The 21,022-nt window shown below is 59.7% G+C and carries 19 protein-coding genes and 1 tRNA gene; 8 read left to right on the forward strand and 12 right to left on the reverse strand.

Translation table 11 applies throughout. The features are described from left to right. Positions 1-8: 8 nt before the first annotated feature. Positions 9-1,319, forward strand: coding sequence for a heme biosynthesis protein HemY (locus O987_RS20180; RefSeq protein ID WP_003052825.1), 1,311 nt, complete (start codon positions 9-11; stop codon positions 1,317-1,319). A 134-nt stretch (positions 1,320-1,453) separates the two neighbouring features. On the opposite strand, the gene O987_RS20185 is transcribed toward O987_RS20180, so the two are convergent. The 3 genes from O987_RS20185 to O987_RS20195 are packed head-to-tail and all read right to left on the reverse strand — an operon-like array spanning position 1,454 to position 6,109. Beyond that, positions 1,454-2,740 carry a cytochrome c gene (locus O987_RS20185; protein ID WP_003052824.1) on the reverse strand — a complete coding sequence of 429 codons (1,287 nt, stop codon included), beginning with the start codon at positions 2,738-2,740 and terminating at the stop codon, positions 1,454-1,456. Next, the gene (locus tag O987_RS20190; RefSeq protein ID WP_003052822.1) at positions 2,733-3,302 is read right to left on the reverse strand and encodes a (2Fe-2S)-binding protein; all 570 of its coding nucleotides are present in this window, start codon (positions 3,300-3,302) and stop codon (positions 2,733-2,735) included. Before O987_RS20190 ends, O987_RS20185 begins: the two co-directional genes overlap by 8 nt. Beyond that, a complete protein-coding gene (locus O987_RS20195) occupies positions 3,302-6,109 on the reverse strand; it encodes a xanthine dehydrogenase family protein molybdopterin-binding subunit (RefSeq protein WP_043376715.1) in 2,808 nt (935 codons plus the stop codon). Before O987_RS20195 ends, O987_RS20190 begins: the two co-directional genes overlap by 1 nt. Positions 6,110-6,631: 522 nt before the next feature. On the opposite strand from O987_RS20195, the gene O987_RS20200 reads away from it, so the two are divergent. From O987_RS20200 to O987_RS20215, 4 genes are all read left to right on the forward strand, one after another. Continuing rightward, complete coding sequence (locus O987_RS20200) at positions 6,632-7,180, forward strand: cytochrome b (RefSeq protein WP_003052818.1); 549 nt, start codon at positions 6,632-6,634, stop codon at positions 7,178-7,180. Positions 7,181-7,331: 151 nt separating this feature from the next. Next, entirely contained in the window at positions 7,332-7,895 is a 564-nt protein-coding gene (locus O987_RS20205) for a YceI family protein (RefSeq protein ID WP_003052816.1), read from the forward strand. 82 nt (positions 7,896-7,977) lie between these two features. Then, positions 7,978-8,553 carry a YceI family protein gene (locus tag O987_RS20210; RefSeq protein WP_003052814.1) on the forward strand — a complete coding sequence of 192 codons (576 nt, stop codon included), beginning with the start codon at positions 7,978-7,980 and terminating at the stop codon, positions 8,551-8,553. A gap of 190 nt (positions 8,554-8,743) precedes the next feature. Next, positions 8,744-9,400 (forward strand): VOC family protein, encoded by a 657-nt coding sequence (locus tag O987_RS20215; RefSeq protein ID WP_003052811.1) that lies wholly within the window; start codon positions 8,744-8,746, stop codon positions 9,398-9,400. A gap of 115 nt (positions 9,401-9,515) precedes the next feature. On the opposite strand, the gene O987_RS20220 is transcribed toward O987_RS20215, so the two are convergent. Further along, positions 9,516-9,857 carry a zinc ribbon domain-containing protein YjdM gene (locus O987_RS20220; RefSeq protein WP_003052808.1) on the reverse strand — a complete coding sequence of 114 codons (342 nt, stop codon included), beginning with the start codon at positions 9,855-9,857 and terminating at the stop codon, positions 9,516-9,518. A gap of 269 nt (positions 9,858-10,126) precedes the next feature. Between O987_RS20220 and O987_RS20225 the strand changes: the two genes are divergently transcribed. After that, positions 10,127-13,030 (forward strand): valine--tRNA ligase, encoded by a 2,904-nt coding sequence (locus O987_RS20225; RefSeq protein WP_043374390.1) that lies wholly within the window; start codon positions 10,127-10,129, stop codon positions 13,028-13,030. A gap of 71 nt (positions 13,031-13,101) precedes the next feature. Then, on the forward strand, positions 13,102-13,989 hold the full coding sequence (gene galU / locus O987_RS20230) for a UTP--glucose-1-phosphate uridylyltransferase GalU (protein WP_003052802.1): 888 nt from the start codon (positions 13,102-13,104) through the stop codon (positions 13,987-13,989). Positions 13,990-14,059: 70 nt separating this feature from the next. Here the strand turns inward: galU and O987_RS20235 are convergent, their stop codons facing one another. From O987_RS20235 to cysM, 3 genes are all read right to left on the reverse strand, one after another. After that, a complete protein-coding gene (locus tag O987_RS20235) occupies positions 14,060-14,287 on the reverse strand; it encodes a sulfurtransferase TusA family protein (protein ID WP_003052800.1) in 228 nt (75 codons plus the stop codon). A 68-nt stretch (positions 14,288-14,355) separates the two neighbouring features. Next, positions 14,356-14,979 carry an NUDIX domain-containing protein gene (locus tag O987_RS20240; protein ID WP_003052798.1) on the reverse strand — a complete coding sequence of 208 codons (624 nt, stop codon included), beginning with the start codon at positions 14,977-14,979 and terminating at the stop codon, positions 14,356-14,358. 199 nt (positions 14,980-15,178) lie between these two features. Further along, positions 15,179-16,084: a cysteine synthase CysM gene (cysM, locus tag O987_RS20245; RefSeq protein ID WP_003052795.1), complete on the reverse strand. Its 906-nt coding sequence runs from the start codon at positions 16,082-16,084 to the stop codon at positions 15,179-15,181. A gap of 40 nt (positions 16,085-16,124) precedes the next feature. On the opposite strand from cysM, the gene O987_RS20250 reads away from it, so the two are divergent. Next, positions 16,125-16,209, forward strand: a tRNA-Leu gene (locus O987_RS20250). A gap of 243 nt (positions 16,210-16,452) precedes the next feature. Here the strand turns inward: O987_RS20250 and O987_RS29265 are convergent. The 5 genes from O987_RS29265 to O987_RS20265 form a co-directional block, all read right to left on the reverse strand. Next, positions 16,453-16,599, reverse strand: coding sequence for a hypothetical protein (locus tag O987_RS29265; protein ID WP_003052792.1), 147 nt, complete (start codon positions 16,597-16,599; stop codon positions 16,453-16,455). 326 nt (positions 16,600-16,925) lie between these two features. After that, entirely contained in the window at positions 16,926-17,267 is a 342-nt protein-coding gene (locus O987_RS20255; RefSeq protein ID WP_003052789.1) for an RNA recognition motif domain-containing protein, read from the reverse strand. A 107-nt stretch (positions 17,268-17,374) separates the two neighbouring features. Further along, on the reverse strand, positions 17,375-17,581 hold the full coding sequence (locus O987_RS29885; protein WP_080553866.1) for a hypothetical protein: 207 nt from the start codon (positions 17,579-17,581) through the stop codon (positions 17,375-17,377). Between the two features lie 712 nt (positions 17,582-18,293). Then, the gene (locus tag O987_RS20260) at positions 18,294-19,157 is read right to left on the reverse strand and encodes a transglutaminase-like domain-containing protein (protein WP_029158753.1); all 864 of its coding nucleotides are present in this window, start codon (positions 19,155-19,157) and stop codon (positions 18,294-18,296) included. 216 nt (positions 19,158-19,373) lie between these two features. Then, positions 19,374-20,687: an RNB domain-containing ribonuclease gene (locus tag O987_RS20265; protein ID WP_235214188.1), complete on the reverse strand. Its 1,314-nt coding sequence runs from the start codon at positions 20,685-20,687 to the stop codon at positions 19,374-19,376. Between the last annotated feature and the right edge of the window lie 335 nt (positions 20,688-21,022).

The raw sequence follows: 21,022 nt of genomic DNA on the forward strand, positions 1-21,022 counted from the left end.
ACACAGAGATGCGCGCCGCCTTGTGGTTGATGGGTCTGTTTGCCGTGGCCGTGGCCATGGCCTTGTTTGCCGGCAATAACCAAAGCTCGGTCACCTGGTTCTGGTCGCCCTACCGGGTGGACATGTCGCTGAACCTGGCCCTGGTTCTGCTATTTCTCGCGTTCGTGCTGCTCTATGCCGCGCTGCGCGCTCTGGCGGTGCTGCTGCAAATGCCGCACCAGGCACGCCGCTGGCGCATGCAGCAAAAAGAGCGCGGCATGAACCAGAGCCTGCTCGAAGCGCTCTCGCATCTGCAGGCCGGCCGCTTCCTGCGCGCCCGCAAGTCAGCGCTCGCGGCCCTGTCCACCGAACAATCGCTGCGCGAGGCCAAGGCAGGCCTGCCTTATGGCGAGCGCCTGAACGCCACCGCCCATCTGATCGCCGCCGATGCATCCCATGCCTTGCAGGATGCCGCCCTGCGCGACCAGCACTGGCAGCAGGCTCTGGACGTGCTGCCGGTGCCCGGCAACACCCAGGACTCGGAAATTCGCGAAGGCGCCCAGATGCGCGCCGCCCGCTGGGCACTGGACGACCGCGATGCTGCCGAATCGATTCGGCGTCTGGGCGAGCTGCCGCTGGGTGCGGGCCGCCGCACGATTGCCCTGCGCATCAAGCTCAAGGCCGCACGCCTGTCCGGCAACACGCAGGTGGCGCTGGACACCGCCCGTCTGCTGGCCAAGCACCGTGCGTTCTCTCCCGCAGCCTCAGCCAGCGTGGTGCGCGGCCTGCTGTTGGCCAGCATCCGCGATGCGCGCGACACCTCGGCGCTGCAGCAGTTCTGGCTGTCACTGGATGAGGACGAGCGCGCCATGCCCGAAGTGGCCATTCCGGCCACCGAGCGCCTGATCGAACTGGGCGGCGAAGCCCAGCAGGCGCGCACCTGGCTGCTGCCGGTTTGGGAACATCTGCTGACCCAGCCCGGCCCGCGCACGGAAACGCATCTGCCCAAGCTGGTGGAGGTGCTGCAATCGAGCCTGGGCAAGCTGGATGGCGCCTGGCTGGCGCGCATGGAGACTGCGGCCAATGCCAACCCGCGCGAGCCGCGCCTGCAATACCTGGCCGGCATGGCCTGCGTACAGCGCGAGCTGTGGGGCAAGGCCCAGCAGTTGCTGACCCGCGCCGCACCGCAGCTGCAAGACCCCCAGCTGCGCACCCGCGCCTGGCAGCGCCTGGCGCTGATGGCCGAGCACCGTGGCGATATGGAGGCCTCGGCCATCGCCTGGAAACTCGCAGCCCAGGCCATGGTGGTGCTGCCGGACAATCCGGCGCAGGACGAATAGGCGCAGCCTCGCAAGGGACACGGCGTCGCGCGGACGCTATGCGGCCCACGACCCAGCAGCCCCTTAGCGCAAAGCAAAAGGCCACAGCCGCCGCGACAAATCGCGAGCGACCGTGGCCTCGAGCCAGTCCGGAGTTACTTGCTGTGCTCTATGGTCTTCACATGCTCAGCCACCTGCGCGGCGGTCACGTCGCCAGGTCGGCCGCCCCAGGTCTGACGCATGTAGTTGACCAGATCGGCCATCTCCTCGTTGCTGAGCTTGTCGGCATAGCCCGGCATGGTCTGCATGCGCTCGCCATGAGCCAGATCACGCTCGTGCACGCCCTCGCGGATCACGCGAATCAGGTTGATTGGTGTGGGGAACATGGCCGTGGTGTTGGTGCTCATGGGCACCGACGAATGCGGCTGGCCCTGGCCCTGCGCACCATGGCAGCCCGCGCACAGGCCCAGGTACAGGTTCTCGCCCTTGACGCTGGTCTGCCCCTCGGCAGCCTTGACCTTGGGCCCGGGCAGCTCGCGGTTCTGGGTCAGATAGGCGGCCATGGCGCGCACATCGGCCTCCGCCATGCGCGAGGTGGAATGCTCGAGCACCGATGACATGCGGAAAGTCATCACCCCTTGAGGCGACAGGCCGGTGCGGAAGAATCTGACCAGATCGTCCTTGGTCCACCCGCGCTCGCTCAGGGCATCGGGGGTCAGCGCCGGAGCGTACGAACCCTCGATGGTATTGCCCTCGAGATAGCGCGAGCCATCCATGGCGAAGGTGGCCTTGGTGCGCGGGCTGTGGCATTCGGCACAGTGGCCCAGCACATCCACCAGATACTTGCCGCGCACCAGTTCGTCCACCGACATGTCGAACTCCTTGGCTGCGGGGCGATTGAGCGCATTCCACATGGCCACGGCAGGACGGATGTTGAACGGGAAGTTCATCTCGCTGGGCTTGTTGGCGACTTCCACGGCAGGCTGCTTCATCAGCCATACCCAGAGCGCATCGACATCGGCACGCGTGATCTGGTGGTAGCTGGCATAAGGCATGGCCGGATACAGGTTCTTGCGCCCTGGCGCCATGCCGGCAGCCACTGCCCGGTACAGATCGTCGGCCGTCCAGCCACCTATGCCGTGCTCCTTGGAAGGCGAGATATTGGTACCGTAAAGCGTACCCATGGGAGTGACCATGGGTACACCGCCCGCCAGCTCCGCCCCTGTGGCCGGAGAGCTGTGGCAGGCCGCGCAGTCACCACCGCGAAACACCTGCTCGCCGCGTTTGTACAGCGCATCGAACTCCTGCGGACCCAGCTTGGCAAAGTCCACCGTGGCCGGCGGGACGTCACCGCTTGCGCTGCCGTACAGGTACATGCTCCCGGCCACGAGCACGCCCAGAACGGCGGCTGCGCCCAGGCTTTTGATCCAGGTCTTAGCCATTGTTCACGACCTCCTTGCTGCGCTTGCCTGTGGTCAGGCCCGGCGTCTTCAGGATCACGTCGCGCACGGCGTTGTAGTAGCGCACATAGCCGGTGCAGCGGCAGATATGAGGCTCCAGTTGCTCCTCGATGGCTTTTTCCACCTCATCGGCGGGCACGGGGTGCTTCTGGAGTTTTTCCACCAGCACGGTGGCCGAGTTCACAAAGCCGGGCGTGCAGTAGCCGCACTGAAAGGAGTAGTGCTCGAGAAAAGCCTTCTGCACCGGCGAAGGATGGACCACGCCCTTGTCGTCCACCGAGGCAATGCCCTCCACGGTACGAATGGTCTTGCCGTTGAGCCAGGTCACGCCGGTCACGCAGGCAGGCACGGTGATCGAGCCTTTTTCCGGGTCGTCGACGATGATGGTGCAGGCGCGGCACACGCCCTGGCCGCAGCCCAGACGTGTGCCGTTCATGCCCGCGTATTCCTGCAGGAACTCGATCATCATCAAGTCCTTGGGAACGTCGACGGGGCCTACCTGTTTGCGATTGATGGTGGCGGAGAATTGGATACGGTCCTGCATCACAGTGCCTCTTTGATTTTGTCGGGGGTCACGGGGGTGGCATGAAAGCGCTTGCCCGTGGCATGGGCGATGGCGTTGACGCAGGCAGCGACCACCGGAATCATCACCACCTCGGCCATGCCCTTGGGCGGATCGGTGCGCGACAGCGGCGGCAGCACCACGCCCTCGGCCGTCCATACGGCCACTTCGCTGGCGCGCGGCACGTGGTAGCGGTTCAGGTTCCACTGGCCGTTGCCGGGGCCGGTCTCATGGAGCGGCAGGTCTTCGTACAGCGCATGGCCAATGCCCATGGCCACGCCGCCCTGGATCTGGCCGGAGACCAGCTCGGGCACGATCTGCGTGCCGCATTCCAGCCAGGTCTTGTGCGAGAGGATGTTCACCTTGCCCGTGCCCGGGGATACGGACAACTCCACCATGGTGGCGCAGGGCGCGTAGTACACCGTGCCCGCATTGGTGCGCTGCACCGGCGGGTAATAGACCTTGTCGCGTGCGATGAAGGCATAGCCGCCGGATTTCATCGCAGCCTTCTTGGCCTCGCCGGCACCCTTGCCGTACTGCACGGACAGGGCGTCGATCATGGCCTGGAACTTCCTGCCCTCTACCGTGAAGTCGGCCTTGGCCCAGGCCCAGCGGTTGAAGGCGTGCACACAGACGCCGGTCACCATGCCCAGCTCGTGTGCGCGGGCAGCCAGACGCTCCAGGCTCAGCGGCTCCAGGCCCTCGGCCACGAGCATGCGATCACGCCACTCCAGCATGTCTTCGGTGACGGTGCTCGGCAGCAGCTGACCACCACCTTCCTTGCCGGACCAGATCGACTGGGCCGCAGGCCACAGGCAGAGCTTGAGCAGCAGCTGCGCCGCCTGCTGCGTGGCGTGGCGGAAGTAGTAGGCCGAGTTCGAGGCCGATACCGGCGAGACCAGGCGCGGTGTCCAGGTCGGGTCCCGCGCCAGCTCGTCTTCCCTGGCCTGAGGCGTGGTGTAGGGCTCGTCCTTGGTATGCAGCGGCAGGTTGTCCCAATGGTTCACCGCGAAGTCCACATCGTCCGCCGGGCGGCCCAGGAAGGGCTCGACCGCCACCAACTGCGCCGTGGTGCTGCCGGTGCCGATCTCGGTGGCGATGTGGCGCATCTTGATGCGCCCCTCGGGCGTGATCTCCAGCTGCGCGATCGAGGCTTCCGCTCCGGTGCCGAAGTCCTTTTGCACCGCACCGAAGCCTATTCCGTAGCGCAGGCCGGGGTTGGCAGCCTCGAAGTCGGCCTTGCGCTTGGCGCGTTCGGTCCACATCGCATCCTTGGCAGCCATGTCGAGGATCTCGCCAATGCGCAGATGCCCCGAGGGCGAGGCCCCCTGGCTGTTCTTCATGCTGCTCTTGAGCACATTGCGTCGGCGCAGCTCGATGGCATCCAGGCCGATCTCCTGGGCGATCTCGTCGACCAGCATCTCGGTATAGGCCATGGACTGCACCGTGCCGTAGCCGCGCATGGAGCCGGCCGTGACGCCGATGGAGGGGTACACCTCGGTCGACAGGTCACTCTCGGGGAAGTAGTAAATGGATTGCGCCGCCGTCACCGCCACCGTGCCCACCGAGGGGCTGAAGTTGGTCACACCGCCGCCGTCGCCCACCATGTGGCAGGTCAGAGCGTGGAACTTGCCGTCCTTGTCCACCGAGATCGCGGTCTCCACATCGAAGGGATGGCGCTTGAGTGCGAACTGGAAATGCTTCCAGCGATCCAGCGCCAGCCGCACCGGGCGGCCCTGTGCGTACAGCGAGGCCAGTGCCACATAGAACGGGAAGGGATGGTGCTCCTTCTGGCCGTAGCCCACGGTGTAGGAGCTGATGTAGTCGAGCTGGTTCAACGGCAGCTTGCTGTCCTTGAGCATGTGCATCACATGCTCGGCCGTGCCGTAGGGCGCCTGGCTCGCGGCAACCATGTGCAGCGCACCGCTGCCCTGCTCATACCAGGCCAGGCCGTTTTCCATTTCCATGGCCACATGCTCGATGGACTGGCTGTAGTACTTGCGTGCAAACGCACGCAAACCGTCCCTGGGCTGCTTCATCTCGGCCTGGATACGGGCTGACTCGCCCATCAGCGCCCCGAAGGCAGGGTGGCTGCTGTCGGGCCAGTGCACGCCTTTTTCATCGAGCTGCGGCCAGATGACGGTGTTCTTCATGGGCGAGAACCTGTCCTCGCCATAGCCGTCCTCGCCTTGCACGCGTACATAGCGCGCGGCCACATAAGGCGCGCGCGGTGGCTGGGCAGCCTCGGCACCGAAGCGGAAGATCGCGTCATTGAAGCGCAGGCGCTGGTTGGCCACGCGGAACTTCTCGTAGTCGTGCCAGATGGCCACGGCCACCGGGTGCCCCAGCATGGGCGAGACCTGACCCTTCTTGACGAAGAACTCGCCGTAGAAGCCCGGCTCGGGCATTCCCACGCCGTCGGCAGCGATGGACTCGGCGTCGATCAGCACATCGGGCTGGTAGTCGCTGCCCAGCACCGACAGATCCAGGCCTTCGTAGATGCGGTCGGCGCGCGGGATATGGATGGTCAGCGCGTGCGACTGCTGCGCGGGCCAGCCCTGCATGTCCCTGGCGCGCAGGTCGATGGCAAAGACCTTCTGCCCGGTGACCTTGGCCAGGCCGTCGCGGCGGTAGTTGAGGGTGTTGCCATTGATCCAGTGGGTCTCCTGACCGCCGGCAGGCGTTATCAATTCCGCAAGCGCGTCTTTGACCGGGCGCACACTCGCAATCACGCCCATGGCGGCGGCAGCCTTCAGAAAACTGCGCCGATTCAAGTCCAGTTTGGACACGGTTCCAACTCCTTGCTGCAATGCGCACAGCAACAGCAAGGACTGGCGTGGGCACATCGCTAGATGACTATGTATTCCAGGACGTTGTAGACGTCCAAGAGTCAAAAAGCAGGTGATAACGGCTGCAGTTGTTGTCGGCATTACTGCCCACATATCGCCAGCCTTGGCCGTCCGCCACGCTTTGGTCTTTGAAAAGACTAAGAGGCGCGGAGTATAGAAACAGCTGCTGCAAAGCCAGTCCGCGTATTCAAATCACAAGTTAATTACTCGGAAAATTGATCCCCATCAACACCAGTTCCCGACATTGGTGCTTGTCGTGCAAAGCGGCATATCCATATTCCGCTCAGTGCTGAAGAAATCCGCGGCCCTGCTGCAGCCTGTGGTCCGGGCTTTGGTCATTCAGCTTTTTTGAATTGAGACCTCAATCCTGCTGAACCTTTTTGCATTCGTCGCTTCATACACTGCATATCAATTCCAGCAGGCCCCAGCGCCCGCAACCCGCACTTTCTGATTGCAGTTTCCATGAACTCAAGCTCCCGCTACACCGGTACCGCCATCGCCCTGCACTGGGTTCTGGCCCTGGCGCTGATCGGCATCTTCGCCTTTGGTCTCTATATGACAGGCCTGCCTTTCTCGCCCACACGCCTCAAATACTTCAACTGGCACAAATGGGCGGGCATGACGATTCTGATCCTGTCCGTGCTGCGCCTGGTCTGGCGCGTCACCCACCGGCCGCCGGAGCTGCCCGAAGCCGTCACCCGCACCATGCCAGGCTGGCAGCGCATGGCCCACCATGGCGTGCACCACCTGATGTATGCGCTGTTTTTTGCCATCCCGCTGGTGGGATGGATGTACAGCTCGGCAGCAGGCTTTCCCATCGTGCTCTTCGGTCAGCTGCCTCTGCCCGACCTGGTGAGCAAGAGCCCCGAACTGGCCGAAGCGCTCAAACCCTGGCATGGCTATCTGGCCTATGCACTGGCAGCCCTGGTGGTGATGCATATCGCCGCCGTCATCAAGCATCAGATCATTGACCGCGACGGACTGCTGTCACGAATGATTCCAAGCCAGTAGTCCCCCCTGAGCGGCGCTGCCGGGGCGGCCCCCGCCGCTTCCCCCAGGGGGACGACAGCTTTGCTGCGCGGCGGCGCTTGCTTGCTGTCCCGCTCCTTCAAGCCGGACCGGCTTTTGAGTTTTTTATACGTTCATCACAAGGAGTTTTTTGATGAAAATCCTTTTTTCCTCCGCACTGATCGCTACCGCCTTCATGGGCACTGCCGCCCAGGCGGCTCAAGCCCTGGTGCCCGCACAAAGCGCCGTCAACTTTGAAGCCAAGCAGATGGGCGTGCCGCTCAAGGGCCACTTCAAGAAGTTCGACGCCCAGATCGCCTTCGACGCCGCCAAGCCCGAGAGCAGCAAGATCCATTTCACGGTTGATACCGGCAGCGCCACCATGGGTGCCAAGGAAACCGATGCAGAACTGCCCAAGGCAGACTGGTTCAACGTTGCCAAGTTCCCTCAGGCCACGTTCGACTCCAGCGCCGTCAAGGCTCTGGGCGGCGGCAAGTTCCAGGTGGACGGCACGCTGACCATCAAGGGCAATGCACAGAAGGTAAGCCTGCCCGTAACGCTGACCCAGTCCGGAGCCACCACCACTGCCGCCGGCACGCTGGCACTCAAGCGCCTGAACTTCAAGATCGGCGACGGCGACTGGAAGGACACCTCCATGGTGGCCGACGAGGTCAATGTGCAATTCAAGCTGGCTCTGACCGGCGTCGGCAAGCTTTAAGCGTTTTTCGGTCTCAGCCCTTGATAGTCAAGCGCTGACAGCTCATGTTTTGATAGTTCCAATCCCTGAAGGAGTATTCACAATGCGTTCCACTCTGTTCGCCCTGGCCGCTGCGTCCCTGTTTGCCACCGCAGCCCAGGCGGCACCTGCCACTTACGCCATCGACCCCACGCACACGTTCGCGACTTTCGAGATCGATCACTTTGGTGCTTCTACCAACCGTGCCCGCTTCGACAAGAAAAGCGGCACTGTGCAGTTCGACAAGGCGGCCAAGACCGGCAAGGTGGAAGTGACCCTGGACATGACTTCGGTGAACTCCGGCACGCCTGCCTTCAACAAGCACCTGCAAAGCGCCGACATCTTCAACGTGGAAAAATTCCCCGAAGCCAAGTTCGTCTCCGACAAGTTTGTGTTTGACGGCGACAAGCTCAAGGAAGTGACCGGCCAGCTGACGCTGCTGGGCAAGACCGCCCCCATCACCGTCAAGGCCAACAAGTTCACCTGCTACGAAAGCCCCATGCTGCAAAAGCGTGAAGTCTGCGGCGGCGACTTCGAGGCCACCATCGACCGCACCCAGTGGGGCGTGAACTACGGCATCCCTTACGGCTTCCCCAAGGAAGTGCGTCTGGTCCTGCAGATCGAAGCCGTGAAGCAGTAATCCGTCCGCAAAGACTCTCGAGTGAAGCCCTTTGCGGGCTCTCTCTTTGGCCCGGCCCGTGCAAGCGGTACGGGCTTTTTTGCATCTGCACCCCGCTGCAGATGCCAATTCCCCCATGAAAAATTTACTTTAGGTTAATCGATTACGAATAGTAGAATAAAAACACTCACACAATCGAAGGAGACATCGCATGAGCCAAGCCGCCCCTACTCCGGTTTACTCCCAGCCCCGGCGTGCGGACATGAGCCAGCTGCCCGCACCTGCCGCCGTGCAGCAGCTGCATCACTACGCCTACAAGGCCAAGGATGCAGAAGAGACCCGTCACTTCTACGAGGACATCCTGGGCCTGCCGCTCTATCACATCATCCAGAGCGACTACGTCCCCTCCACAGGCGAGTACTGCCCCTACACCCATTTCTTCTTCCGCCTCAAGGACGGCTCCTTCATCGCCTTCTTTGACATTGGCGACGACGAAGCAGCCCTGCCCTCCCCCAACACGCCCATCTGGATCAACCACATCTCCTTCCGTGTGGACTCCGTGCAGGAACTGGAAAACACCAAGGCCCGTCTGCAGGCCTGCGGCGTGGAGGTATTGGGCGTGACAGACCACCACATCTTCAAGAGCATCTATTTCTTCGACCCCAACGGCATCCGCCTGGAGCTGACGGCCCAGTTGGCCGACGAACTGCAGATGCTCAAGGAAAGCAAGACCGCCCATGCACGCCTGGACGAGTGGACCGCACGCAAGGAGCAGTGGCGCAAGGAACGCGCCGAAGGCAAGTCCGGCGCTCCGCTCAAGCCGCAAAGCAACGACCGCCCGGAGTTCGTGCCTCCCGGCACGGTTTAAGAACAGCGCTCCGGGCGCCCCTGACGGCTGCCCGTCCAGATGAAAATCGAAGCGCGGCAATAAAAAAGGCATCCCCAGGGATGCCTTTTGCGCTTTGGGCCGGTCAGATGCCGACTCAGGCCTTTTTCACGAACTCCGTCTTCAGGCTCATGGCGCCAAAGCCATCGATCTTGCAGTCGATATCGTGATCCCCATCGACCAGGCGGATGTTCTTCACCTTGGTGCCCACCTTGACCACACCTGCCGAGCCTTTGAGCTTCAGATCCTTGATGACGGTGACGCTATCGCCATCCTGCAGCACATTGCCTACGCTGTCGCGGTAGACCCTGGACTCCGGCTCGCCCGCTGCCTGGGCCTCGGCGGACCACTCATGGGCACATTCGGGGCAGACGAACAGGCCTGCATCCTCGTAGGTGAATTCGGAACGGCATTGGGGACAGGGGGGAAATGTGCTCATGGGTAATCCTCTCGTTGTGCGGCCGGGCTGCGGAAACCTCCGGGTCGGCCGCTCTCTGCGCCGGGACGGCTCAGGCCATCCTCGTGCATCTGGGCCACGGGGTGGCAAGCCAGGGCTATGGATGCAGTTTACCCGCCCGGTCTCCGCGACCCAGCTAAAGCCAGTACCCACCCGCGCCGCTCACATGTACCAGATCGCTAGAATCGGTCAATCCGTCTCGAACTATCGACCGCATCCCCAGGGATGCCGTTTTCCTTGACAAGCAAACTATGAGCGACACCCCTGCACAACCCGGCCTGGAGAGCCTGTCCAAATCCTTCGAACCCGCCACCATCGAGGCCCACTGGGGCCCCGAGTGGGAAAAGCGCGGCTACGGCCACGCCGGCGTGCGCGGCACGGGCAAGCCCGATGCAACCCAGCCCTCGTTCTCCATCCAGCTTCCGCCTCCCAATGTGACCGGCACGCTGCACATGGGCCACGCGTTCAACCAGACCATCATGGACTCGCTGACGCGCTACCACCGCATGAAGGGCTACAACACGGCCTGGATTCCCGGCACCGACCACGCCGGCATTGCCACCCAGATCGTGGTCGAGCGCCAGCTGCAGACCCAGGGCGTGAGCCGCTATGACCTGGGTCGCGACGAGTTCACCAAGAAGGTCTGGGAGTGGAAGGAACAATCCGGCAACACCATCACCACCCAGATGCGCCGCATGGGCGACACCGTGGACTGGAGCCGTGAGTACTTCACCATGGACGACAAGCTGTCCAAGGTGGTGACCGAGACCTTTGTGAAGCTGTACCAGCAAGGCCTGATCTACCGCGGCAAGCGCCTGGTGAACTGGGACCCAGTGCTGCAGTCGGCCGTCTCCGACCTGGAAGTCGAGAACCAGGAAAAGGACGGCTCGCTCTGGCACATTGCCTACCCGCTGACCAGCGGTGAAGGCAATCTGGTGGTCGCCACCACCCGCCCCGAAACCATGCTGGGCGACGTGGCCGTGATGGTCCACCCCGAAGATGAGCGCTATCGTGCCCTGATCGGCCAGACCGTGACCCTGCCGCTGGTGGGCCGCCAGATCCCCATCATTGCCGACGAATACGTGGACCGGGAGTTCGGCACCGGCGTGGTGAAGGTCACGCCGGCCCACGACCAGAACGACTATCAGGTGGGCCAGCGCCACAAGCTGCCCATGATCTGCGTGCTGACGCTGACTGCCAAGATCAACGACGAGGCGCCCGAGAAATACCGCGGCATGGACCGTTTCGTGGCCCGCAAGGCCATCGTCGCCGACCTGGAAGAGCTGGGCCTGATGGTCGAGATCAAGAAGCACAAGCTGATGGTGCCGATCTGCGACCGTACCGGCCAGGTGATCGAGCCCATGCTGACCGACCAATGGTTCATTGCCATGAGCAAGGTCAGCGACCAGGACCCGAGCGGCAAGTCCATCGCCCAGAAGGCCATCGACGCCGTTGCTTCCGGCGAAGTCCAGTTCGTGCCCGAGAACTGGGTCAATACCTACAACCAGTGGATGAACAACATCCAGGACTGGTGCATCTCGCGCCAGCTCTGGTGGGGCCACCAGATTCCCGCCTGGTATGACGAAGAAGGCAATATCTACGTTGCCAAGAACGAAGCCGAAGCCCAGGCACAGGCCGACCGGATCGCCCCCGGCAAGAAGCTGACCCGCGATGCCGACGTGCTGGACACCTGGTACTCCTCTGCCATGGTGCCGTTCAGCACCATGGGCTGGCCCGAGCAGGGCGATGCCGCCGACGATGACTACAACCTCTACCTGCCCTCCTCGGTACTGGTGACGGGTTACGACATCATCTTCTTCTGGGTCGCTCGCATGATCATGATGAGCACGCACTTCACCGGTCGCGTGCCGTTCAAGCATGTCTACATCCACGGCCTGGTGCGCGATGCACAGGGCAAGAAGATGAGCAAGTCCGAAGGCAATGTGCTGGACCCGGTCGATCTGATCGACGGCATCTCGCTGGAGCCGCTGCTGGAAAAGCGCACCACCGGCCTGCGCAAGCCCGAGACAGCTCCCCAGGTGCGCAAGAACACGCAAAAGGAATTCCCCGAAGGCATTCCCGCCTACGGCGCCGATGCGCTGCGCTTCACCTTTGCGGCCCTGGCCTCGCTGGGCCGCAGCATCAACTTCGACAGCAAGCGCTGCGAGGGCTATCGCAACTTCTGCAACAAGCTCTGGAACGCCAGCCGCTTTGTGCTGATGAACTGCGAAGGCCATGACTGCGGCCTGGCTCCTCACACCAAGGAACAATGCCAGCCCGGCGGCGAATTCGCTGGCTATATGCACTTCAGCCAGCCCGACCGCTGGATCGCCTCGCAGCTGCAGAAGGTCGAGGCTGAAGTGGCCAAGGGCTTTGCCGAGTTCCGTCTCGACAACGTGGCCAACGCCATCTATGACTTCGTCTGGAACGAGTTCTGCGACTGGTATCTGGAAATCGCCAAGGTGCAGATCCAGACCGGCAACGAAGCCCAGCAGCGCGCCACCCGCCGCACGCTGATCCGTACGCTGGAAGCGATTCTGCGTCTGGCCCACCCCGTCATTCCGTTTGTGACGGAAGAACTGTGGCAGCAGGTTGCGCCCGTGGCCGGCCTCAAGGGCGACTCCATCGCCGTGGCCCGCTATCCCGAAGCTCAGCCCGAGAAGATCGACGAAGCATCGATTGCCTACGTGGGCCGCATCAAGCAGATGGTGGACGCTTGCCGTGCCCTGCGCGGCGAGATGGGTGTGTCTCCCGCCCAGCGCCTGCCACTGCTGGCCGTGGCCGGCAATGCCGATGATTCGGCCTTCCTGCGCGCCAATGCCGACGTGCTCAAGAACCTGGCCAAGCTCAGCGAAGTCAAGGTGTTTGATGACGAAGCCGCCTGGGCTACCGCGGCTCAAGCCTCGCCCGTGAACGTAATGGGTGACATCCGCCTGGCTCTGTTCGTGGAGATCGACGTGGAAGCCGAGAAGGCCCGCCTGAGCAAGGAAGCCAAGCGTCTGGAAGGTGAAATCGTGAAAGCCAATGGCAAGCTGGGCAACGAAGCCTTCTGCGCCAAGGCGCCCGCCGCCGTGCTGGAGCAGGAGCGTAAGCGTCTGGCCGACTTTGGCGCCACGCTGACACGTATCAACGAGCAACTGGCTCGCCTCGGTTAAACACCGCTAAACTGCCTGATAAAACAAGGCGCAGGCAACTGCGCCTTTTTCCATCCAGAAAAGACAAGCACATGAGCAATCAAACCCGCGTCCGCAAAGCCGTGTTCCCCGTTGCAGGTCTGGGCACCCGTTTTCTGCCCGCCACCAAAGCTTCCCCCAAGGAGATGCTGCCCGTGGTGGACAAGCCACTGATCCAGTACGCGGTCGAAGAGGCTTACGAGGCCGGCATCCGCGACATGGTGTTTGTCACCGGCCGCAGCAAGCGGGCCATCGAAGACCATTTCGACACCTCTTACGAGCTCGAGAACGAGCTTGAGAATGCCGGCAAGCAGGCCATGCTGGACCTAGTGCGCAGCGTCAGCCCGGCCGATATGAACTGCCTGTTCGTGCGTCAGCCCCGCTCCCTGGGTCTGGGCCACGCCGTGCTGTGCGCAGAGCCTCTGGTGGGCAACGAGCCCTTTGCCGTGATTCTGGCCGACGACCTGATGACCGGAGAGAATGGCGGCCCCGGCGTGATGGCGCAGATGACGGCCGCCTTCCAGAAGCAGGGCCGCTCGCTGTTGGCCGTGCAGGAAGTGCCGCTTGAGCACACCAAGCGCTACGGCATCGTCAAGGGCGAGCCTGCGGGCGGACCGCTGATGCGTATTGACGAGATCGTGGAAAAGCCCGCTCCGGAAAAAGCCCCGTCGCGCATGGGCGTGGCAGGCCGCTATGTGCTGACCCCGGCCATCTTCGACCAGATCCGCAACCAGCCCCAGGGCGTGGGCGGAGAGATACAGCTGACCGATGCCATAGAGCGCCTGATGCAGCATGAGGCCGTCTACGCCTTCCAGTACGCCGGCAAACGCTATGACTGCGGCAGCAAGGAAGGCTTTCTGCAGGCCACGGTGGAGCTGGCGCTGCAGCACCCCGATGTGGGCGACAGCTTTCGCGAGTACCTCAAGAACCTGAGCCTCTAAGCCCTCTCCCCCAAGCCCCTGATGACAAAGGCCTGCAAATGCAGGCCTTTGTCACGTCAAGCACCGGTCTTCAACGTCGGCGCAGGATATGGATGAATTCATCACCCACCGTCTGCTGCTCCACCAGTTCATTGCCGGTCTGCTTGGCAAAGGCCTGGAAGTCCCGGATGGAGCCGGTATCCGTGGCCACGACCTTGAGCAACTGACCGCTTTGCATGGCGGCCAGCGCTTTCTTGGCCTTGAGAATGGGCAGCGGACAGTTCAGGCCGCGGGTGTCAACTTCTTGGTCTACGTGCATGGGGTGAATTCCTCGTCAGCGCCGATTGTAGAAAAACCGGGCGCTGGCAGCAGCAGCGCGGTCTTTGCTCAAACCAGAGCAGGGGCCACGGTAAAGCGCGGGTCATCGGCCCAGCGTCGCACAGGCCATTTGGCGGGATCAGGCTCGGGGTTCTGACCGGGACGGAAAGCACCAAAGCGCGGCTCAAAGCCTTTTTGCTTGATCCACTCTGCCAGCGCGTAGCCCGTGCCCGCAGGCCAGCACAGCGACTCCTCAGCCGTCTGCCAACGATATTCCAGCAGCTCCGGAGAAAGCCTCACGTCTTCGGGCCTGCCCTCCACGCGCACATGGTAGGCAATCAGCACCTGATTCATGCGCAGAAACTCCGAGCAGCACAGCAGACGCAGCGCTTTCACGCGCAGCCCTGTTTCTTCGAGCACCTCGCGACAGATTCCGGCTTCGGGCGATTCACCGGCCTCCATAAAGCCTGTGATCAGGCCGAAAACGCCCTCCTGCCAAAGCGCATTTCGCGCCAGCAGCACGCGACCATCGTCACCTTCCACCACGGCAGCCAGCACCGGTGTGGGATTGCCCCAGTGCGTGAACCCGCAATTCGGGCAGCGCAGACGCTGTACCTCGCCGCTGTCCTCGCTGGCCACAATCCATTGCAGCTCGGTCGCGCAATTGGAACAAAAGCGGACTTCATAAGCCATATGAGGCTCTCCGTATTCTTCACGACTTACGCAAAACGGATTCAGGCGAGGCGTCTGCCTCAGAAGGCAGGCCGCCGTTGCATTCTTGTTTGCGCAAGTCCTATTCTTGATATTGATAGCAGTCAGCGCTTGATGGATAAGCGCTGCCTGTCATTTGGAGCTTTGATTCACTTTTGCGCTATCACGCAAAAGACATCGCTCATGCCGGGAACACGCCGGTAGAGAGGTAACGATCACCGCGGTCGCAGACCACAAACACGATGGTGGCGTTCTGCTCGCGCTTGGCAATCTCCTGGGCCACCCACAATGCACCGGCGGCCGAGATGCCTGCGAAGATGCCCTCTTCGCGCGCCATGCGTCGGGCCATGTCTTCGGCATCGTCCTGGGACACATAGACTAGCTCGTCGACCAGCGAAGCGTCATAGATCTTGGGCAGATATTCCTCGGGCCATTTACGGATGCCAGGAATGCGCGAGCCCTCGGAAGGCTGAGCGCCGATGATCTTGATGTTCGGGTTCTTTTCCTTGAGGAACTTGGCCACGCCGGTAATGGTTCCGGTAGTACCCATGGCACTCACGAAGTGGGTGATCTCGCCACCGGTCTGCTCCCACAGTTCCGGACCTGTGGTTTCGTAGTGGGCCCGCGGGTTGTCGGGGTTGGCAAACTGATCCAGCAACACCCCCTTGCCCTGCGCCACCATCTGGTCGGCCAGATCGCGCGCATATTCCATGCCGCCGCTCTTGGGCGTCAGAATCAGTTCGGCACCGTAGGCCTTCATGGTCTGGGCGCGTTCAATGGACAGATCCTCGGGCATGATCAGAATCATGCGATAGCCCTTGATGGCAGCAGCCATGGCCAAGGCAATGCCGGTGTTACCCGACGTTGCCTCAATCAGTGCATCGCCCGGCTTGATTTCACCGCGCTCTTCAGCACGCTGGATCATGGACAGCGCAGGCCGGTCCTTGACGGAGCCGGCCGGGTTGTTGCCTTCGAGCTTGCCCAGCACTACGTTTGCACGTTCGCGGTTGGCATCCGCGCCGATGCGTTGCAATGCCACCAGCGGCGTGTGACCGATAGCATGTTCGATGGTCGAATAAGTTTTCATGTCCAATACTGTGCCATAATTCGCGTCTGCGCTAAGCGAAGCCCGGGTGGTGAAATTGGTAGACGCAGGGGACTCAAAATCCCCCGCCGCAAGGCGTGCCGGTTCGATTCCGGCCCCGGGCACCACGGATGTAATGCTATAACTTTTGAAGACGTTCCGGGAAATGTTCCGGCATGTGTTCCGGTTTTGGCAAAAAGATTGCCTGCACGATGACTCATCTTGCAGGCAATTTTTTTACAGCTTCCAAAGTTCAAGACTGCAGACACCCAGGCACCATTGATCATGCGTTGGTAAGCTGCTGATCGAAGTGCCGGCGCGGCTCTTTTGAGACTGTCAAAAGTCGCGCCGGCACAAAGCCTATCCCTTACCTACTTGCTTTCAACCAGTGCCTCAGAGTTCAGGACCGGCGCAACTGTTTCGGACTCAGTAGCTTTGCGCTGAGCCTTCTCAGCCTTCTTTTTCTTTTTCTCGAGCTCCCGCTGCCTTTTTTCGAATTGGTAGTTGGGTTTTGGCATCAGGCGATTCCTTAGTGGTTTAAGTTACCCACCATAACCGATGAACCGTCCTGGAAAGCCTTAGTTCGCCTGGAACTGTTTTTTGTTTGGCTTCCTGCTCAACTTGACGACCTGCATGCTGATGCCAAGGATGAGCATCACAAGCATGGACGTTGCGACCTTGCCATCAGCCCGCGCAACCACAAGCTAGACCTAACACGCTGCATTCCTCAAAACCCGCACCTTATAGAAGGCCCGCGAGCAGTCTGCAAGCCGTAGCAATCGGCCCACTCACTGGAACAAAAACGCCCTCGAACTGAGGGCGTTTTCTTGAGTTCGCAACTAGATCAGTAGCCGCCGCCATAGCCATCGTTGCCATAGCCAACATTGGGACGAGAGCTGGCACGGAATTCGCGATTGCCACCGAATCCACGACCTTCTTCACGAGGTTTCGCAAGATTGACAACGATCGAACGTCCATCGACGGACATGCCATGCAAACCAGAAATAGCTGCCTGGCATTCGTCCGCAGACGTCATTTCTACGAACGCAAAGCCCTTGGAGCGCCCAGTCTCGCGATCCATCATGACTTTGGCAGAGGTTACGGTTCCGAACTCTGCAAAGTTGCTTCGCAGGCTGGAGTCGGTCACGGAGTATGGCAGGTTGCCAACGTAAATTTTTGTGCTCATGGGAGCCTTTTCTAGTGGTGACGCATCAAGGATTGACGCATCGTTTGAATGTGGCAGTGGGAATGGGAATCCACAGCAACCGAAAAAGTTGGGAGCTCGTTAGCGGCTCAGCACGTCAATGGCTGCATGGAGGTATGCAGCCAGCCTTGGGTTACAGCAAAGATCTTTGCTGCTTCGGTCGAGGCAAATGTTTTGTCAAAGCGAAAAACACGGCAATAGTTGCTGTTCTGCCTTGTGCGCTGAAGTGCGAAGGAAGCTTGAAAGCGACCGCAATTGGTCTTGTGTGATGTGGGCGTAACGAAGTACTTGCCCATGGCGATAGGAGTCAGTGGAATCTAGTTCAATCAGAGCAGGCCAAGCGGCCCGCATGAGCTTTCGATAACTCGATTGGCTGCTGCTCTACAGCCAACGGTGCAAGATGCCTCGCAAAAAATTCCTTGCCGGACGACGTTCTTGCCTTCCGGAAGGCGCTGCAAGACGACTAGTTGAAGTTTGCAGCTGGCACCAATCATAATACTTTTGCATAAGAAGCGCAAATTTTATTATTTTTTCTTTGCTTGGTGCTCTGCACATCTGCGGGCTACTGCTCCCGCTCATCGAGCGTCTGCCGTTGGTCAGTTGCAGGCAGCCACAAGGGGCCCAACGCTAGGCTGACGCTGCATCAAATATGCCGAATGGCACCAACACCAACACCAGCACCTGCTCGGCCTCCTTCACTGCCTCTGCCAGCCACTGATGCAAGCGTTCGCTTCACATCTCCGGCGCCAGAATGGCTAGTACACAAGCCATTCCCTGCGTAAAGTGGATACACAACCTGAAGCGGCTTCTACCCACTTTTTTGCCTGCGTCTAAATCGTAGCGATGTTTGCAGCCACCCTCCTTTGCCTTGTAGTGGACACATCAGATAGCAACGCCCTGACTGTCAGCCTGAGAGAAGCCTCGGTCTCTTACTAGAGATTGGCGGCACACACGCTACTCCAAAGTACCGCAGCAACTTCTACCTCAATGCCTGTGCATCACATCGGACTATTCCGTTGACAGAGCAAGCGACGTATAAACGGGCCACTCCCAATTCTTCTTCTCCGAATGTTCAACTTGAACATGAATGTGCGCAGGCTCACTGATCACGCTGCCAAATATGGTTGCGAAAGCCACATCTGCGGCATCCCGCCCCGTTGCAATTCGCATCAGCCCCATGGGAATAGACGTTCCTGATGGGTCAAAAATAAACCAGCGATATCCCAGATAAACTTCCACATAGGCGTGGAAATCGCTTGGCCCCAGAGCCGGATCAGCGCCATAGTCAGTACCTGTCACAAATCGCGCAGGTAAGTTGATTGCTCGGCAAATCGCTATCATTAAATGAGCAAAATCACGACACACACCTACCCGCTCGATCAGCGTGTCGACTGCTGAAGTTGTACCAATAGACGTATTCGACCGAAATGTCACGTTTTGCCTCACCCAATCACAGATCGCTTGGGCTCTGGTGTAGCCTTGCGGCAGATGACCAAACCGATCGACCGCAAACTTCGACAATCGGTCCGACTGGCAGTAGCGGCTGGGATAGACATATTGCATCACCTCTAACGGCAACCGCCGAACAGGCACCTCTGAAACGTATCCTGGCTCGGCTTTATGGTGAGAAATCTCTACGATTGCCTCGTAATGCACAGTCAGTGTGCCAGGCCTGGCACTGACCCTTAGACAACGTTGCGTGACGTCTTGACATTGTTGAATCTCCCAGTCAGCACTTGCCTCACTTACTGTCAAATGCTCAGATGACACTTGTTGATGAGAAGTATTAGCAGCATGTATGTAGAAGAAAAAATCTGCATCGTGCTCTAAAACTTGGTAGTTCAACTTCAGTTGAAAATTAAGTCTGATCATTGCAATCCCGGGCACCCAGAACATCAAGGAAAACGCCTGTCGCTGATCAAGCATCCATCTGCGTCGCGCATTCTGGGTTGCCATTGGAATATGCGCTTCAAGCAGTAGCTCCGGAAATGCCTGCCGCATGCCAGGGGGATATGAAAAACCTTTTCAGCAGAAGATCACCTCCTAAACTCTCCACTTCTGCCAAGACCAATATTTTTCCATTGAATCTCAATGAACGATAGTGAAATCAATAAATCCTCGCTCAACGGAGGTAGAAACAAGCTTTACCTTCACTTTTTGACCCACATTAAGAGTAGGGAGGTCTCCCTTCAAGCGACCTTCTGCGGGAGGTGTAAAAATACGCACCCAAGTTCCGCGCTCCCCTACGCCAATGATGAGCCCTGCAAATATTTCACCTCTTCGATCATGCAATAGCAAAGCAGCCTCCGACTTACGCACCTGCCTTTCTACTTTTTGAGCCGCATCCTCTTGAGTGGTGCAATGTGTGGCAAGAGCCTCCAATTCATCGTAGGTATAGGGAGACTTTTCCCCAGCAAGTGTAGATTTGAGCAGACGCAAGGTAATCAGATCTGGGTAACGTCGATTAGGGGCTGTTGAATGCATGTAGTCTTGCACCGCTAATCCGAAATGGCCGATAGATTGCCCGCGCGGGCGCTCAACCACATATTCACCTCGCCCCATCAACTTTATGATCACCAACGATAAATCCGGAAATCTCAAGGGATCTGCCTGGTGCTGCATTGCAAGAAATGCCTGCAAAGCCTCTCCATCAGGCTCATCTGGCAAGCTCCAGCCGTAGCTTTCAGCGACTTCGACAATTCTCTGCCAACGCTCTGGTGAACGGACTACCCTTCGCAATGAAGCGGTGCCTTGCGCGGCCAAGAAGCGCGCCGTGCAACCGTTAGTCGCAATCATCAACTCCTCAATCAATTGACGAGCCCGATTGTGTGGCTGTTGACGAATGTCGATGATAATGTCGCCGTCATACACAGCATGAGGCTGAAAAGTTTCTAACTCCAGCGATCCTTGTGATCGCCTTAGCAATCGCAGTTTCTGAGCGAGCTCATCTTGCATCCTCAACTGGGTGTCCATCCCCGCAACTTTCTGCGCAGACTCTGGCAACTCCGCGACTCCCTCGAACCATTCCGACACTGCGTCGTATGCAAGCTTTGCTTTGTTCCGCACAACTGCCCGATATATGATCGACTCAATCAGAAGACCATCGCCACTGAAGGTCATCTCTGTGATAAGAGCCAGGCGATCTTGATCTTGGTTCAAAGAGGTGAGATCTGTACATAGCTGCTCTGGCAGCATGGGAAACACTCGAGCAGAGCTATAGACAGAAGTTGTATTTAGCCTCGCATGTTCATCAATCGGAGAGCCTTTCTTGACCACGCTGTCAACATCAGACACGGCAACGAAAACCCGAACCTTGCCCTGCTCTAGTTGCTCGATTGATGATATTTGGTCAAGGTCGCGTGAGTCATCGTTATCAATTGAACACCACAGCAGTTGAGTCATCTGATGAACTCCATGGCCAGACTCTTTCGCGTGACCAGATAGGAGAGACAACTGTTCGAGGACGCCGTGCGAGAACTCTGCTTCCAAGCCTCGGCTATACATGGCCCAGGCCGCGAGGATTGAGATATTTTCTCGGTGATTCGATAGAACGTCTTGCATGGTGCCTTGACCTTCCATATTTTCAATACATTTTGAACCACAATAGCTCATTGTCAAATGATATATTCAATTATCTAGAACACTACCACAGACATTAGCAGGCATAAATTTTCTACTTGAGGGAAATCCAAAAAATATTCAAACTTAAAATTATATAAACTCAAAAAATCAGTCCT

It is taken from the genome of Comamonas testosteroni TK102 (assembly GCF_000739375.1).
Taxonomy (GTDB): domain Bacteria; phylum Pseudomonadota; class Gammaproteobacteria; order Burkholderiales; family Burkholderiaceae_C; genus Comamonas; species Comamonas brasiliensis.

Bases quoted from the DNA above. Each gene is read 5' to 3' on its own strand.
- O987_RS20180 (WP_003052825.1), top strand. From the start codon at position 9: ATGCGCGCCGCCTTGTGGTTGATGGGTCTGTTTGCCGTGGCCGTGGCC.
- O987_RS20185 (WP_003052824.1), bottom strand. From the start codon at position 2,740: ATGGCTAAGACCTGGATCAAAAGCCTGGGCGCAGCCGCCGTTCTGGGC.
- O987_RS20190 (WP_003052822.1), bottom strand. From the start codon at position 3,302: ATGCAGGACCGTATCCAATTCTCCGCCACCATCAATCGCAAACAGGTA.
- O987_RS20200 (WP_003052818.1), top strand. From the start codon at position 6,632: ATGAACTCAAGCTCCCGCTACACCGGTACCGCCATCGCCCTGCACTGG.
- O987_RS20205 (WP_003052816.1), top strand. From the start codon at position 7,332: ATGAAAATCCTTTTTTCCTCCGCACTGATCGCTACCGCCTTCATGGGC.
- O987_RS20210 (WP_003052814.1), top strand. From the start codon at position 7,978: ATGCGTTCCACTCTGTTCGCCCTGGCCGCTGCGTCCCTGTTTGCCACC.
- O987_RS20215 (WP_003052811.1), top strand. From the start codon at position 8,744: ATGAGCCAAGCCGCCCCTACTCCGGTTTACTCCCAGCCCCGGCGTGCG.
- O987_RS20220 (WP_003052808.1), bottom strand. From the start codon at position 9,857: ATGAGCACATTTCCCCCCTGTCCCCAATGCCGTTCCGAATTCACCTAC.
- O987_RS20225 (WP_043374390.1), top strand. From the start codon at position 10,127: ATGAGCGACACCCCTGCACAACCCGGCCTGGAGAGCCTGTCCAAATCC.
- galU (WP_003052802.1), top strand. From the start codon at position 13,102: ATGAGCAATCAAACCCGCGTCCGCAAAGCCGTGTTCCCCGTTGCAGGT.
- O987_RS20235 (WP_003052800.1), bottom strand. From the start codon at position 14,287: ATGCACGTAGACCAAGAAGTTGACACCCGCGGCCTGAACTGTCCGCTG.
- O987_RS20240 (WP_003052798.1), bottom strand. From the start codon at position 14,979: ATGGCTTATGAAGTCCGCTTTTGTTCCAATTGCGCGACCGAGCTGCAA.
- cysM (WP_003052795.1), bottom strand. From the start codon at position 16,084: ATGAAAACTTATTCGACCATCGAACATGCTATCGGTCACACGCCGCTG.
- O987_RS29265 (WP_003052792.1), bottom strand. From the start codon at position 16,599: ATGCCAAAACCCAACTACCAATTCGAAAAAAGGCAGCGGGAGCTCGAG.
- O987_RS20255 (WP_003052789.1), bottom strand. From the start codon at position 17,267: ATGAGCACAAAAATTTACGTTGGCAACCTGCCATACTCCGTGACCGAC.
- O987_RS29885 (WP_080553866.1), bottom strand. From the start codon at position 17,581: ATGGGCAAGTACTTCGTTACGCCCACATCACACAAGACCAATTGCGGT.
- O987_RS20260 (WP_029158753.1), bottom strand. From the start codon at position 19,157: ATGATCAGACTTAATTTTCAACTGAAGTTGAACTACCAAGTTTTAGAG.
- O987_RS20265 (WP_235214188.1), bottom strand. From the start codon at position 20,687: ATGACTCAACTGCTGTGGTGTTCAATTGATAACGATGACTCACGCGAC.